Raw genomic sequence first — 16421 nt, 5'->3', positions numbered from 1 at the left:
ATATAAGCACCGTTAAAATATCCTTTTAGGGCTTAGCTTACATCAATGTTCCGTATTGAAGAGATTTACCAGCCATTTAGTGAATAATTGCTGACTAAAGAGTTAACTTATATTATCACCATCTTTATTTAACTTACAACTCAAAAAATACCTCATTTCAGTTAGAAAGCCAAGAAACTTCATTACTAAAGTTATTATTTACTAAAATGCTTACCTTTGCTACGGCTAAATTTACCCATTAAATATAAGCATAAAAAAACGATCAGCAGTTACTCACCAAATATTTGGGAACACTGACTGACCGCCTTTCTTACTGTTTGAGCTTTTTACTTTTTGACAATACGTTACTCTTTTAATTACCTAGAAGTTCAACGTATTACCAAATCTACTATGTGCCAAGCTCTAACAGGCTTGCATTTCCGCCAATGGCTGTCGTATTGATCGTTTTTACGCGCTCAGTGACGAAGCGGTAAAGATAATCAGGCGTTAGCATTTCTGATAAGCCGTCCATATCGGTGACGCTAATGACTTGCGTCAACATCCCATCGGTCTTGGCAAGCTCTTGACTGACCGCTTGCACCTCTTGTCGATTACCAGAGACAGCCACTTGCGCGAGGCGATCGATGTATAAAAGCGTGACGGTTTGTGAGTCATTTGCCACACTCAGTACATCATCACTGATGCCAGCCTCATAGAGTATTTTTGCCGCTTCAATGCACATCTCATCTTGGCTTGGGCAATGCAATATCACCTCATTACCCGTCAATAATGCCGCTAGCAACTGCCCAAGTACTGCCATCGCACGAGCAGACTCGCCGCCGATAACCATCGTTTTACCGCGACCCGTCACATATAAGTCATTCGCCTCGCCCGTCGCACCAGTCATACGGTGCTCTTCGTCAAGCATGGGTGCAGCGCTCAATAAATGATTGAACAGACGCTTTGCCTTATTGGCATCACCGGTCAATAATGCCAGTCGTGGCGCCGCTTCTTGCAGATAAGTGGCACGATTCACTGCGCCAAGCAAACGCCAAGTTTCACAAACTTGGCCATGATTTTTTTTGAATTCAGTCGCCATAGTGCTACTCCTTATGCGATTATTGTTTGAGTGCTGGTGTTGGTCGTGTTGTTTTTAGCAGCTAACGGCTCAGTTGTTAATGTCATTAAACGGGCGACATAGTGTGGACCCCCTGCTTTGGGACCTGTGCCCGATAGACCACAGCCGCCGAACGGCTGTACGTTGACGACCGCGCCGATTTGGTTACGGTTGATATAAGTATTGCCGACAAAGGCACGGCGCTCGATATGCTCTACCGTGTTTTCAATACGGCTATGGATGCCCAAGGTCAAACCAAAACCCGTCGCATTGATCGCATCAATCAGCTTATTTAAATCACGTGCTTCATAACGCAGTACATGCAAAATAGGACCAAAATGCTCTCCACCAATCACATCGATACTTTTTACTTCTATCGCCGTTGGCAATACAAACGTTGCTTGATCTTGACTGATCTCTGAGCTATCACTCATCGGTGTCTGCGCTAAAATAGTAGCGGTGGGTTCAGCACGCATACGTTCGATATGCGCTTCAAGTCCGCGCTTGGCATCGATATCAATCACAGGACCCACATCTGTAGTCGCATATAGTGGATTACCAACGATCAATTCAGCCATATTGCCTTGCAATAGCTCAATCAAATCATCCGCCATCTCTTCTTGTACACATAAGATACGACATGCTGAACAGCGCTGACCTGCTGAACCAAAGGCAGATAATACCGCATCCCTAACCACTTGCTCAGGCAATGCCGTTGAGTCCATAATCATCGCATTCTGTCCACCAGTCTCTGCGATAAATACAGGCAGCTCACCGCTGGCTTGAGCATGGGCATTTAGGCTTTGGTTGATGCGCTGCGCCGTTTGGGTCGAGCCGGTAAATATCACACCTGCGATATTGTCCGCAGCAGTCAATGCAGCACCAACGTCGCCTGCGCCAATCACGAGTTGCAACGCTTCTACTGGCACGCCAGCTTGATACATAAGCTGCGCGGCAAAATGAGCGATTAAGCTCGTCTGTTCGGCAGGTTTTGCCACCACGGTATTACCTGCAGCTAGAGCTGCGACCACTTGACCGGTATAAATAGCCAATGGAAAATTCCATGGGCTGATACAAATAAAGCTGCCACGTGCTTTATAAACTTGACGTGATGGCTTGCCTGCCAAATCGGTAAACTCATAAATAACATCATCTAAACGCTCAGCTTCATCAGCATAAAAACGGCAGAAATCAACCGCTTCTTTGATTTCATCAATGCTGTCTTGTAAGGTTTTACCAGCTTCTACTTGGCATAATGCCATCAGCTCTGCATAGTTTTCTTCATACAAGTCCGCTATTTTACGCAATATAGCCGCACGTTTAGTAGCAGTAACCGCTTGCCATGTCTCTTGTCCAGCGACTACCGCCGCAATTGCTTGCTGTGCGATAGTAGCATTGGCATAAACGACTTCACCGGCAATGACTTCATGGTTCCAAGGCGCACGTACAGCTTGCTTGTCAAGCTGATGAGTGTCGCCATCTACCATATTGTCATTAATTGCTTTGCCATTAACAACAGAAGTTGCTGACCATGTTTTGTGTATATGCGTGTCGATAGCTGCTTTAAACGGTATCCACTGCGATTCGACAAAGATATTGGGACCAAAGCTGGCACGGCGTGCGCCATAGATAGCTAACGGCAATGGAATATCTGGATTGTGTAGCGTTGCATTGGCTAATAGCTTGTCATACGGATGCACAGTCAATTTATCAATTGGATAAGACTTGTCTAATAACTGATGGACAAATGAGCTATTGGCACCGTTTTCGAGCAATCGACGCACCAAATACGGCAGCAGATCTTTATGAGCGCCAACCGGTGCATAGATACGCACAGGGATTTGATAAGCTTGCAAGATGTGATCGTACAATGCATCGCCCATACCATGTAGACGCTGGAACTCAAAGTCTCTATGGGCACTCATGGTCATAATTGAGGCAAGCGTGTGGGCATTATGGGTGGCAAACTGTGGCCAGATTAGCCCGCGCAAATGCTCTGATAATAAGAAACGCGCGCAAGCAAGATAAGCGGTATCCGTGCCCTCTTTACGTGTCCAGACCGGATAGCCTGAGAGACCTTTTTGCTGAGCAAGCTTAATCTCTGTATCCCAATAAGCGCCTTTTACCAGACGTACTGGAATACGGTCACCTACTTCAGTTGCCAAGCGCGCAAGCCATACTAAAATAGCGATTGCTCGCTTTGAGTAACCCTGTACCACAATACCTAAACCATCCCAATCCGCTGTTAGATTATCGCGATATAAAGACTCAAATAGTTTTAGCGATATCTCAAGACGATCGGCTTCTTCGGCATCAATACTGATATCAACATTGACCTCACGCGCGGCTTCAATCAATAGCAAGCAGCGTTGACGCAACAGTCCCATGACTTGCGCTTCTTGGGTTGCTTCATAACGCGGATGTAATGCAGACAGTTTGATAGACACTGATGGCTTGGGCATACCCTCTTTAACTTTTACGCTTGCCGTGGCTTTAATGGCATGCAAGTAATCGTTAAAATACTTTTCAGCCTCTTTATGAGTAATGGCGGCTTCACCCAACATATCAAATGAGTAGGTATAGCCTTTATTGCGATACGGTTGGCTATTTTTATTGGCGCCTTCAATCGTTTCACCAAGTACAAACTGGTGTCCCATGATACGCATGGCTTTTTGCATGGCACTGCGAATAACAGGCTCGCCCATCTTTTTGGTCATGCGATCCAAAAATCCAGACGCTGTGGTATCACTATCGATGCTCACCACACGACCCGTCATCATCATGCCCCACGTTGAGGCATTGACCATAAAACCATTGTCATTTTTTAAATGTTTTTTCCAGTCAGCCACGCTCATCTTGTCATGAATCAGCGCATCAGCCGTATAATTGTCCGGCACACGAATCAAGGCTTCTGCCAAGCTCATGAGCAAAATACCTTCTTGGGTATCAAGGCTGTATTCCAGCAATAATGAATCGACCATTTTTACCGCTTTACCATCATTACGCACATGCTCAACCAGCTGACGCGTCTGCGTAGCCGCACTGTCACGCTCGGCATCTGTCGGTTTGGCAAGTGGCAATAACTGCGTCAACCAGCGCTCTTCATCTACGCTATACAAAGGCGATATACGCTTATGCAGCTCTGTTGATGACTGAGCAATATAGTCTGGTGACAACAAATCGATAGGATTAAATAAAATCGGCTCTTGCGGGGTAAATTGCTCTACTGGGTTCATAACAACTCCATAACTTGAAAATCCATCATAAGTGATGCGCTGGGGCGTTTTATTGCCTTTTATTATTAAAAACCATTATCAGATGCATCAAGCAAACGACTGTATTAAAAAAACAAGAAAATCCAGCATCGGCTGGAAAAAATCAAGTAAATCGTTTGTTGTATGAAACGGACTACGTTAACAATATAAAGGCAACAACGTAAAACTAAGCAGCATTAGTGCCTTCTTCTTGTTAGTAGTGAAAGGAGAGTGATTGCAATGTTAAATAATCACATGCGATGCTGCTTCACTGATAAGAAAAACCTCTACGGCGTTGATTGAGGTGATGCGCTTAATATCCGCATATTACCATGAAAAAAAACATCAAACTAATAATATTACGTATTTCAACCAATTATAATAGTGTTAAAAAACAAATAGTTATTAACATATTCATAAATGTGACGCTTTGGTTATAATTTCCGATTTACTATTTATCATTAATTGTTTTAGGAATCAAACAGTTGACGCTGCTATCTTGAAACAATAGCAATATTAAGCATAAAAAACCCTTCTTATCATTAAATGATAAAAAGGGTTTACACTATAGTCAGTGAAAAGTAATATCGACACATTATGTACTGCGGGTATCAATTTTTCTTGCTTGCTGTAGCTAGCCGACAGAGGCTGCAAAAAATTTATACCAGCAGCACCGTAGCGTTTTTAGAGTATTTTGACTATATCTTGCTACAGCCCCGCTACAGCAATATCAGCTTGGCTTAACTTTCAGCGGTCGTTGAGATAAAAAGCTAGATAAAAACGATTTTAGCGAGCAATACGACTGTCAATATCCAAACCGGAATACTGATATCAGAGAATTTACCAGCCACTACCTTGATGGCAGTAAAGGTGATAAAGCCAAGCGCAATACCGTCAGCCACAGAATAGGTCAAAGGCGTAAATAACAGGACGACCACAACGGGCGCCGCTTCTGTCAAGTCATGCCATTTAACATCTTTTAACGTCTCCATCATGAGTACAGCCACATAAAAGATAGCCCCTGCCGTCGCATATCCTGGAATCATTGCTGCAAGCGGTGAGAAGAATACACTGAGTAAAAACAACACACCAACAGTCACAGCCATCAAGCCAGTACGACCGCCTGATGCGATACCTGACACACTTTCAATATAACTGGTCGTTGATGACGTACCCAGTAACGTGCCTGCCACAGTCGCCGTCGAATCTGCTAATAGCGCTTTACCCATATTCGGGATTTTACCATCTTTACCGATCAAACCTGCCTGAGTGGTGGTTGCAATCAGCGTACCCGCCGTATCAAACAAATCGACGAATAAGAAGGCAAAAATAACACTGATCATCGCCACATCAAACGCGCCAGCAATATCAAGCTGCATCAGCGTCGGAGCAATAGACGGCGGCGCTGAGATAATACCTGAAAACTGCGTATTACCAGTGATAAGGCTGATTAGCGCGACTAATAAAATACCAATAGTGACCGCGCCTGGCACTCTTTTATGTGACAGACCAACGATGACGATAAAACCAAGCGCTGCCATCGCAGGGGAAAACGAGGTCATATCACCAAGTCCCACGAGCGTCGCATCATTATTGACGATAACGCCTGCGGTTTGTAGCGAGATAAATGCCAAAAACGCACCAATACCAGCGACAACACCTTGTTTAATACTGAGCGGAATAGAATTAATAATAATTTCGCGAATCTTAAACAAACTTAATAAGACAAAAATACAACCTGACAAAAACACCGCGCCAAGCGCCGTCTGCCACGTATAGCCCATACCCAAAACCACGCCATAGGTAAAGAAGGCGTTCAGTCCCATGCCAGGCGCCAGTGCGACTGGCAAGCGGGCATAAATCCCCATAATAAAACAACCAATCGCCGCGGCAAGACAGGTGGCTACAAATACCGCGCCTTTATCCATACCGGCATCAGCAAGTACGTTAGGGTTGACAAATATGATGTAAGCCATGGTTAAAAACGTGGTTACACCCGCTAAAATCTCTGTTTTGATCGTGGTGTTCTGACCATCGATCCCAAAATATTGTTCAATTGCATTCATAGGAGTCGCTTCCAAATTGCAGTAAGTAAATTATCATTATCAAATGGTACTGATAAATGTCGCTTTTAACTCAAACATAAAAAAAATACACCCAAATTGCGACGATAAATGACGCTTCCAAATTGCGACTGTAAATGACGCTTATAAACTACAGTTAGAGATGATGTTTTTAGTCCTTTAGCCACACATGATTTGCCAAAAATAGAACCACTGTGAAAAATTACAGCAACAAATCATGACATTTTATTGAAATGAATAGATAATTTCAATGAATGATATGATTTGTAAGTGAAAGAGCAAAAAATAGTTGACCATATGGACAATATTATAAAATGACAGTGTCGTCATCATAAATTTTAGGAAAAAACTGTTCGGTATGTAATAACACATTATTAATGATATTTACCAAGATTAGCAGTACAATAAGGGGCTGATACGAACGCCCCACTTCTAATGACTAAAATTAATTATCCATGAGTCCTTTACATGCCTGAATCCTTAAATATTATCGACCTTATTACTCAAGCGAGCCTGCTGGTTCAGATCGTGATGGCTCTATTATTATTAGCATCGTTACTCAGTTGGGTGATTATTTTTCGTATGAGTGAGCGACTTGGCACTGCTAGAAATTTTGACCAACAGTTCGAGGCGTGGTTTTGGTCGGGTGAAGATTTGGCAAAACTGTACCAAGGCATTCAGGGCTCACCTGAGCGCCAAGGGCTTGAGCAGATTTTTTATGTTGGCTTCTCTGAATATTTAAGAATGCACAAAAAACGCCAACCAAAAGATGACATCATCGATGGGGTTGAGCGTAAGCTTAGGGTAGGTCTTGGTCGTCAGCAGCTACTTTTGGAATCTGGACTCACGACGCTGGCTAGTATCGGCTCCGTTGCGCCTTACGTCGGTCTGTTCGGCACCGTTTGGGGTATCATGAATGCCTTTTTGGGCTTGTCACAAAACGAGCAAGCTACCCTAGCCGCTGTGGCACCGGGTATTGCAGAGGCATTGATTGCAACCGCCATGGGTTTGTTTGCCGCTATTCCTGCAGTATTGGCTTATAACCATTTCACCGCCAAATCTAGTCGCTTATACGACTCACGCGCCTTATTCTGTGATGAGATGACGGGTATGCTCCAGCGCGAAACCAGCAATGAAAACCTGCAGCCTAGCACTCAAGTAAGCCAAGCCAACCAAAGCAATCAGGTGGCTGGTCTATGAAACAAAGTCCCTATCGCCGTGAAAAAAAAGCACTGAATGCGGAGATGAACGTTGTTCCCTATATCGACGTGATGCTCGTGCTGCTCGTGATATTTATGGTGACTGCGCCGATGCTGATTACTGGCGTCGATGTTGATTTGCCAAAAGAGCAAACCAACACCATGAGTCAAAGCCAGCTGCCAGTGATTGTGTCTCTAACGGGTAACGGCGAGATTTTTATCAGTTATGAGAGCAATGTTGACTTACCTGTTAGTGAGCCTGAACTGATTGATACCCTATCGACTTTGCAAAGCCAAAGCAGTGATGCGGGTGCTCAGCCGGTACAAGTGATGATTAATGCCGACCAAAACAATCAATATGGCGCTATCATGACCTTAATGGCAACGTTGCAACAAGCCGGTATCCAAAAAGTAGGACTATTGACCGGCGCTCCACTGCCCACACCAGCGGTTTAATCGTTTTATACTGTTAAAAAACAGCCGATTTGGTCTAGCCGGTTATCATAAAGCAGATAATCTGATGTAGCTTATCTTTTAGTATCACGTTTTTGAGTATCACTACCATGCACAACGCTCCAACCGTTTATGTACCAACTGAACCCGAAGGCAATGGGCTAACCTTACCCACGCTGCTCAGTTTGCTGGCACATGGTCTTGTCATTGGTATACTTATCTATACCTACCAAAATATGGATGTTGAGACCGCGGGCAGTGTTGAAACGACCATGGTATCTCCTGAGCAGCTAGCAGAGATGCAAGGTCAAATTCTTGCCAATCGCGCCGCAGCAGCCAGTGCCATGCAAGCTGAAAGTGGTGCAAGTAGCTCAGCTACGCCAACCGAAGCCTTTGATAGTAGCGTTCCGCCAAATCCCAGTCAATCAAACAGGCAATCTGTCCCCGTCTTCACTCGCTCCAATGAGTCTGCCAGCGCTCCTATATTGATGAGTGAAGAGCAGCAGCAACGCCTACTTGATCAAAACCAAGAGTATGAGCGCAGTATGGCTGAGTGGGCATCGCGATTAGATGAATCCGTCCTAGAAGAGCATGACCAAATTGAAAAAGAAAAAAGACAGCAACTCATTGAAGAGCAAAAAAGGCTTGGGGATTTTCGCAATAAACAAAATAATTCCCCTAGGATTAAGCGCCCAACTGCCACTGACCGAAATGTAGAAATCAATACCGGTGGCTCTAGTAGTTCGGGTCAAACTCTTAGTCTATCAAACGATGGGCAATCGACTTTATCTGGTGATAGCACAACCTCAAGTCCCTCAAGAGGCAGTAGCCGCTCCGCATCAGGTGGCAGTCGCGGCGCTAGTAATAGTGAGATCATTAATCTTATTAGGCGCAACTACAATCCTCCAACTGCAGCAAGAGGCTCAACCCAGCGTGCGACGCTCACGATTACGGTCAATGCCAGCGGTAATATCACCAATGTTACCGCGTCAGGACCTGATGAAGCCGTCAATGAAGCCGCAAAACAAGCTGTATTGAACACAGGCAGCTTACCAATCGATGCTGACGATCCCAAATACCCGACCTTTACTCTACAGTTTAAGGGCAGCAACTAATCAGTTGCTTCAGTTGCTCATGCTTTATATTATTGATAACGTTACCTTAAATAGCTTGTACTGTAGAAGGGTCTGCCTTATCTTTATGGCGGACTGATGACCTATAAAAATGACAATCACACTGTTTTAGGAGCTTAACTTACTCATGCGCACTCATAAAAAACTACTCATATCCTTACTTGCTAGCGCCTCAAGCTTGATTATCGCGCCAAGTGTGTTGGCAGCCCCCATCGTTTTAGAGTTGGATTACGAGATTCCTGTCCAACAAAACCAAGTGGCTTTTGTACCTTTTGCTGGTGATAATGTGTTGTCGCCTATTATTTTAAATGATTTAAGCAAAACCGAGCTCAAAGTTACCAGCCAAAATCTACCGCAGCAACCACGCACTAGTAGCGAGCTGGCAGGGACATTACCGGTATGGCAAAGTATGGGCATTCCCTATCTTGTGGTGGGTAGCACGCGCAGTAGCCGCGGCAAAGTCGTCACTGACTATGAAGTGATTGATATCAAAACAGGACGCGTAATCGAAGGTAAGCAAACTTTGACCGCTGATAATAATAAAGACAGTATGCGCTATGCAGGTCACGTCATCGCGGATAAAGTTTATGAGCTCATTACTGGCATTCCAGGGGATTTCTCAGGGCGTATTGCCTATATTGAAGAAAGTGGCGTAGGAAAAGCAAAAGTCTCGCGCTTAAAAGTCATGGATGCCGACGGTGAAAACGCCAAAACCATTACTGAGGTTTCAGGCTCTATCTTCTCCCCAGCATGGTCGCCCGATGGCAATCGTATTGCCTATGCGGTACAGCGTGACAAATCTTATCCTGTCATTTACGTACAGAGCGTGAGCGGCGGCGGCGCAACGCCATTGACGCCTTTCCCTGGTAGTAATTTAAGTCCTTCGTTCTCACCAGATGGCAGCAAAATATTGTTTTCTAGTAGCTTTGAGGGCAGCGCTGATATTTATGAGATGAGTGCCAGCGGCGGTCAACCAAGAAGACTGACCAACTCGCCAAGCAGTGAAGTACAGCCAAGCTACGCCCCAGATGGCAGGTCATTTGTATTTGTATCTGACAAAGCAGGATTTAATAAACCACAGATTTATCGTTATGAATTTGGTTCAGGACGCACAACCAAGGTGTCGAATAGTGGTTATGCAACCAGCCCGCAATTTAGCAGCGATGGTACGCAAATCGCCTTTTTAAATGGTCGTTCAGCTGCCATCATGAATAGTGGCGGCGCGGTCACTGCCAATTTGGGTAATACTGGTATCGATGAAGCACCGAGCTTTTCACCAAATGGTAAGCGCGTGGTCTATGCCTCAAAGCAAGGTGGTAAAGGTGTATTAACGATCAAATCCCTCAATGGTGGCGAAGCCTTTGGTAAATCTGGGCAAGGTGTTATCCGCTCACCTGTCTGGTCAGCCAGTCCCAGATAACGTTAAAAACTTATAACCTCTTAACCATAAAAAAGGCGCTTAAGCAGATGATTGGGCGCTTTTTTGTATTAGGGCGTGTCCGCAATATATCTTACAATGAACGATATATAGTCAGGGAAAAGTAATATCGATACATCAAGTACTGCTGATATTAATTTTTCTTGCTTGCTGTGCCTACGCAGACAGAGGCTGCAAAAAATTTATACCAGCAGCACTGTATCGTTTTTGATATATTTTAACTATAGTCTGTTCTACATAAAAGAAATACAATATTATAAGGCGCGACTGGGATTCATTTTTCTTGCTTGCTGTAGCTAGCCGACAGAGGCTACGAACAATGAATTCCAGTCACGATGTATTCTTTTAAAAGTGAATCAACGATAGTACACGTTAGATAAAGCATTGACTTAACGTTGCGAGCCAATTTCTCATGAGATAATATCTTGCACAATCTTGTGCATTGGTTATGATGAGCGCTCTTTTACCATTGCCGATTGCCTTTTGAGATGTCACTATGAAGTCATTAACCTTAACCTATTTATTTATATCTGCTTTGTTTATGACAGGGTGTCAGTCGTTTCAATTTGTCGAAAGTCCGATTCCTGTTAAAAATGCCCCGAGCAAGAATTTGTTGGTCAAAACTGCCCCTGTTACGGACATTACCGTTGAAAATAACGAGCATGAAGATTGATATAAAAAGCTCACAATAAAAAAAGCTCACAATAAAAAAAGCAAATATCGATTTGATATCTGCTTTTTGGTATTTACTACTCAATAAATAGCTTTTGGACTTTTATGAGGTAGGTTGATGTTTGATGATGGTTTTTGCCAGATGATCACCAAACCAAATCGCCGTATCTATATCGCCGACGCCTGGCGTCTCTTCGGGTGGACCATCAAGCGACTGGCTCATTAAACCTAAATTACTCGATAAACGATTTAAGTCATGAGGCTCATGTCCGGTCGGTTTGAGTGGCAATCCTATCCAGTTCATCCCGTGCTGCATACTATAGAGACAAATCTGCTGTAATACAGCAAGCTTATCTCCGCTAAGCCCACCTGAGTTGGCAAAACCTGCCGCCCACTTACCTTGCCATTTGCCGTGATACCAACGCTTCGATGTCGCGTCCATAAAAGTCTTAAAGCCTGCTGTCACGCTGCCCATATATACCGCACTACCAAAAACCAACAGATCTGCTTGATCTAAAAAATCCCAATCGACATCATTGACATCGACAGCTTTGGCTTGGGTTTCGGGTAGTTGCTGACGAGCGCCCGTCACGATTGCTTCCGCGACACGTTGGGTATGACCATAGTTACTATGGTAAATCACGGCCATTGATATATTAGACACACTAGGAGCAGTATTATCAGCAGGTAATACAATGGACGGTGTAACGGATGTATTCATATAAACTCTAATAATGGCTATAAGTAATGAGATAAAAAATAAGGAAGTACATTAGGCTTTCGCTTCTGAATGATAAGAAGATGCCCTTATTATGCGACAATTGCTATTTTAAACAATTATGCTTTAATTACTGTGTTATGACTTAGTTACTATCTTATGACTTAGTTACTATGTCAGGACTTGATTACTATATAGAAGCACTGCGCGTAATAATCAAGACCATGCGTCCCGTTGCAGGTTGCTGCAAGTGAGTCTGACGCCGATAAGAATAATAATGCCCGTCAGCATAACTACAAGGGACAGGAGACTCATTGCACACGACAATCCCTGCTTCTTGCAATTGATCCGCCGCAATTTTTGGTAAATTTATTTTAATCTTATGGGCGTCAACTGGCGCATTATATAGCGTATCCGCTGTACTACGTTCATCTGAGTGATTAGTTGCAGACGCAATTACATAGCGCTTATCAAAACTACTCATAGCCTCTATCGTCAAAGCGTTATTCTCGATGCAACCTGCCAATAACTTATCTCGGACTTCGCTACCCACTTCATAATTTTCCTGACTGATACAAACGCCTATCCATGCCATAATCTCGCCGCTATCGTTAAAGCGTTCAGCGGTTGCTTTGATCACGCCACATGCCAGACCTTGCCAGCCAGCATGAATCGCTGCTATCTGCCCAGTTGCTGGCTGATAAAGAACAATCGGCACACAGTCAGCTGTCATTATCGCAAGCCCAACACCATTTTGCTTACTAACCATAGCATCAGCTGCCATAGGCTCTATACTGAGGACTGTTGTGTCAGTATCATGGATATGATTGCCATGGACTTGATTGACCCAGTGAAGCGCTCTAATAGGCAGACTATTGATAGGTAAATCTCGCTGCGTTAGCAACTGCTCATTGATAGCAGCAAGCACGCGCATGCGATTGTCTAATACTGCGCTGGCATCGTCATGGACATGCAGCCCCAAGTTCAGCTCGCCATAACTTGCTTGCTGTTGTTGATTTTCCGACTGATACATATGCTGATATATTTCAGACCCAGCCATATCAATACTGGAACACTCCATATCGGAGAAAGCAGCCGTTTGAAAAACAGCCACTCCATCAATCTGAGCCAACAATGTGATAGGAAGCGTCTTTTTCATGGCGGATTTACCGTTTTAATAAAGCGTTTTTGTAACGCTTATTCGTCATCGCTTATTCGTCATCGCTTATTCGTCATCATAGCCGTCACTTAATACCGCCATTAATTGCTGCATATCTTCAGGCATTGGCGTGGTGACTTCAATATCTTCACCAGTCTTTGGATGGACAAAACCCAATATATAAGCATGGAGTGCTTGACGCGGGAAATTATTAATCGCTTGACGCTGCGCCTCTGTTAGACCGGCTCGTAGCTGACGACGACCGCCATAGACTCTATCACCAACAATAGGATAAGTAATATGACTCAGATGCACGCGAATCTGATGCGTACGCCCTGTCTCAAGCCCGATATCAAGCAAACAATAGTTACCATTAAGCGCGGTCACCTTCAATAAGTGAGTCACAGCTTCGCGTCCTGCTGTCATCACCGTCATTTTGGTACGCTGATTACGATGGCGTCCGATTGGCGCATCAATACGGCGATGACGAGATAGACTTGCTGCATCCCCTGCGACCACACATTGATAATGACGATATACTGACTTGTCTTTTAGCTGCTCCATCAGCGCGAGCTGTGCAGGCTTGGTTTTACCAATTAGCAATAACCCTGAGGTATCTTTATCAATACGGTGTACCAAGCCTGCCCGCGGCAAATGGTGCTGCTGCGGATAGTGATACAGAAGCGCATTGACTAAAGTGCCTGTTTGATTGCCCGCACCTGGATGTACGACCATGCCGACTGGCTTATTGATGACCAATACGTCATCATCTTCATACACCACGTCGATTGCGATATCTTCTGGCTGATCTTCACTATGCTGCTCTAAAGTCGTCGACAGATGCAAGATATCACCGGCTTTGACGCGAATCTTTGGTTTTTGTACGCTACCGTTATAAAGCAAGCTGCCATCACTTACCCAGCCTTGTAACTGGACACGTGAAAAATCAGTAAATATTTTTGATGCCAGCTTATCAATACGCAAACCAGCCTCTTCTTCTAGCACTGTATGCGTCACATCGATAATAACAGGCATCGCTTGCCCCGCTACTGAGCTTGCATCATCGCTGTGCTCGTCTTCCTCATCAAGCAGCTCATCAGACACATTCTCGTCGTCCATATGCTCATCAAGCAGCTCATTAGTAGTTAATAATTCATTGGGTATCGTTGATTCTTGCACAGGTGAACCTTGCGTTGATAAGTCTTTAAGTAATGAATCTTGAGTGGATTGATTCTCAGGTAAATTGATAGTCATAGCATCATGTATTCGTAGCAGATTTATATATAGCAAAGTCTCTGACGATGTTTTGTAAGAGAACTTCATAAAAAAACAGGGCGGCGCTTTTGACCATAAGCATGGTCATCATTAAAAAATGGTCGTCATATCGATCTAGTGTAACATGTTCAGCCTTTAAGCCCTATAAAAGCTGTTAGGTTATCTGGCAATTTATAGCACTCATTAGCTCTCTAAAATATAACATGGCTGTAATTTACTGTATATTTGTCGCTGTCGGCACGTTTGGATGTCGCCTGCAATAATTGCTCATGCTAAACTAGCGAGCGCAAAGCATACTGAGTATGAGGATTTAACATTGTGCTAGATTTAAGGTATCACTGAATAAAAATTCATTATAGAATAAGCCAGCGATGTGCCTAACTACAAAATAGCTCATGAAAAAATAGACGCAGCAAATGTTATTCTATAAAGTAAGCCCTGTTTTGCTGTATGCTATGGCACTGTATCGTTATTGGCATACGGATTACAGTAAATCTTATGATGAGAGTATAGTCATTGCCACTATTTTATAAAAGCTTCCAATTTTATAAAAGCGTCTAATGTGATGCACGTATTGCATGACATTTTCATAGAGTAATTTTTTAATAACTTAATAACTTAACAATCATGTTCTTTTAATAATCATGTTCTTCTAATAACTATGTTTTTTAATGAGCATGTTTTTATAACGATAATACGCATGCTCAGTGATTGGCATGTAAAATAATAGACCATTATTGATGCGCTAAGCATCGTTTTTTATCATCAATCTACTAAATAGTATGATAGCGTCGCTGCTATTATACGTCTTGTGTCGGAGAAGAAGTATGCAAGCTGTTGGCAATACGTTTATCAAACTGTCCTCAATCACTTTACTTGCCCTGAGTGTCAATTTAGTGGGTTGTCAAACCTTTAAAAATCTAACCGGCGGTAAAGACGTCGATGCCGTAGTCACTGCTGAGAAGTCAGAGCAAGCATATTATAATGACGCTATTGCCCAGATTGATAAAGGTCGCTATACCCAAGCGATCGAAGACTTGACCAACCTGCGTACTTTTTACCCGACTGGACAATACGCAGAGCAAGCATTGCTCGATATGATGTATGCACAGTATGAGAGTGGTCAATACGAAACCGCTGCTGCCAGTGCTGAGCAGTTCATTCGTCTGTACCCGTCTAACCCGCAGGTGAGCTACGCTTACTATGTACGCGGCGTTGCCAATATGCAAGGCTCATCTGAAGGTCTAAAGCTGTTTAAGCTCAATCAAGCGGAGCGCGATACTGCTTATTACCGTATTGCTTTTGCCAATTTCCAAGAGCTGCTGAACAAATACCCAAATAGCCCTTATGCCCCTGATGCCGCTCAGCGTATGACCTTTATTTACAATCAGTTTGCCGAAAGCGAGATGAGCGCTGCTAATTGGTATATTGAACGTGAAGCTTATGTGGCTGCTGTCAATCGTGCCAAATGGGTCTTTCAGTACTATCCGCTGAGCGAATCTGTGCCAGATGCGATTGCCGTCCTTGCTTATAGCCATGAAAAATTGGGTCTAACTGATTTGGCAAAAGAGTACAAAACCCTATTGCAAATTAATTATCCAAATATGCTAAGCGCTGATGGACGCGTCAAGCTCAATACCAAACGTGAGCGTACTTTGGTCAATAAATTGACTTTTGGACAGCTGAGCCGTTTTAATAAAGACACCACAGTTGCAACTGGCAATTATAGCGGTGCGACTAAAACTCAAGTCATTCGTAACGCCGCTCAATTAAGCTTGCCAAGCGACAATGCGGTAAATACAGCCGCGCCAAGCAGCACTTCTGCGCTGCGTCTGACGAATGACAATAGCCGTGTGCGCTTAGGTGCGGTTGAAACAGATAGCATCGATATGACCGATGGTAATTAAGCCTATTTTGGCATAATAGATTGAGAGTGGTTA

Annotated in this window: 12 protein-coding genes; 6 read left to right on the top strand and 6 right to left on the bottom strand. The window is 43.8% G+C overall.

Annotated features, from left to right (window positions below; genetic code table 11):
* Window positions 1-388: 388 nt before the first annotated feature.
* The 3 genes from JMW90_RS06960 to JMW90_RS06950 form a co-directional block, all read right to left on the bottom strand.
* A complete protein-coding gene (locus tag JMW90_RS06960) occupies window positions 389-1078 on the bottom strand; it encodes an aldehyde dehydrogenase family protein (RefSeq protein WP_201562579.1) in 690 nt (229 codons plus the stop codon).
* An 11-nt stretch (window positions 1079-1089) separates the two neighbouring features.
* Window positions 1090-4332, bottom strand: coding sequence for a bifunctional proline dehydrogenase/L-glutamate gamma-semialdehyde dehydrogenase PutA (putA, locus tag JMW90_RS06955; RefSeq protein WP_201562577.1), 3243 nt, complete (start codon window positions 4330-4332; stop codon window positions 1090-1092).
* Between the two features lie 788 nt (window positions 4333-5120).
* Complete coding sequence (locus tag JMW90_RS06950) at window positions 5121-6416, bottom strand: NCS2 family permease (RefSeq protein ID WP_201562575.1); 1296 nt, start codon at window positions 6414-6416, stop codon at window positions 5121-5123.
* 486 nt (window positions 6417-6902) lie between these two features.
* On the opposite strand from JMW90_RS06950, the gene tolQ reads away from it, so the two are divergent.
* The 5 genes from tolQ to JMW90_RS06925 all read left to right on the top strand — a co-directional run bounded on the left by tolQ (window position 6903) and on the right by JMW90_RS06925 (window position 11330).
* A complete protein-coding gene (tolQ, locus tag JMW90_RS06945) occupies window positions 6903-7634 on the top strand; it encodes a protein TolQ (RefSeq protein ID WP_201562573.1) in 732 nt (243 codons plus the stop codon).
* Window positions 7631-8089, top strand: coding sequence for a protein TolR (tolR, locus tag JMW90_RS06940; RefSeq protein WP_133104210.1), 459 nt, complete (start codon window positions 7631-7633; stop codon window positions 8087-8089). Before tolQ ends, tolR begins: the two co-directional genes overlap by 4 nt.
* Before the next feature lie 107 nt (window positions 8090-8196).
* Entirely contained in the window at window positions 8197-9201 is a 1005-nt protein-coding gene (locus tag JMW90_RS06935; RefSeq protein WP_201562571.1) for a cell envelope integrity TolA family protein, read from the top strand.
* Window positions 9202-9346: 145 nt separating this feature from the next.
* A complete protein-coding gene (locus JMW90_RS06930) occupies window positions 9347-10639 on the top strand; it encodes a PD40 domain-containing protein (RefSeq protein WP_201562569.1) in 1293 nt (430 codons plus the stop codon).
* A 514-nt stretch (window positions 10640-11153) separates the two neighbouring features.
* Window positions 11154-11330 carry a hypothetical protein gene (locus JMW90_RS06925; RefSeq protein WP_201562568.1) on the top strand — a complete coding sequence of 59 codons (177 nt, stop codon included), beginning with the start codon at window positions 11154-11156 and terminating at the stop codon, window positions 11328-11330.
* Window positions 11331-11432: 102 nt separating this feature from the next.
* Here the strand turns inward: JMW90_RS06925 and JMW90_RS06920 are convergent, their stop codons facing one another.
* The 3 genes from JMW90_RS06920 to JMW90_RS06910 form a co-directional block, all read right to left on the bottom strand.
* Window positions 11433-11978 carry a flavodoxin family protein gene (locus JMW90_RS06920; RefSeq protein WP_201562713.1) on the bottom strand — a complete coding sequence of 182 codons (546 nt, stop codon included), beginning with the start codon at window positions 11976-11978 and terminating at the stop codon, window positions 11433-11435.
* Window positions 11979-12237: 259 nt separating this feature from the next.
* Window positions 12238-13206, bottom strand: a complete 969-nt coding sequence (locus JMW90_RS06915; RefSeq protein WP_201562565.1) for a purine nucleoside phosphorylase YfiH/LACC1 family protein — start codon at window positions 13204-13206, stop codon at window positions 12238-12240.
* Window positions 13207-13272: 66 nt separating this feature from the next.
* Complete coding sequence (locus tag JMW90_RS06910; RefSeq protein WP_201562563.1) at window positions 13273-14460, bottom strand: RluA family pseudouridine synthase; 1188 nt, start codon at window positions 14458-14460, stop codon at window positions 13273-13275.
* A gap of 848 nt (window positions 14461-15308) precedes the next feature.
* Between JMW90_RS06910 and JMW90_RS06905 the strand changes: the two genes are divergently transcribed.
* Window positions 15309-16388: an outer membrane protein assembly factor BamD gene (locus JMW90_RS06905; protein WP_201562561.1), complete on the top strand. Its 1080-nt coding sequence runs from the start codon at window positions 15309-15311 to the stop codon at window positions 16386-16388.
* The last annotated feature ends 33 nt before the right edge of the window (window positions 16389-16421 follow it).

This window comes from Psychrobacter glacincola, from assembly GCF_904846215.1.
Lineage (GTDB): Bacteria > Pseudomonadota > Gammaproteobacteria > Pseudomonadales > Moraxellaceae > Psychrobacter > Psychrobacter glacincola.
The sequence above is the reverse complement of the archived record's forward strand: the minus strand, read 5'-3'. Positions and strand labels throughout refer to the sequence as shown.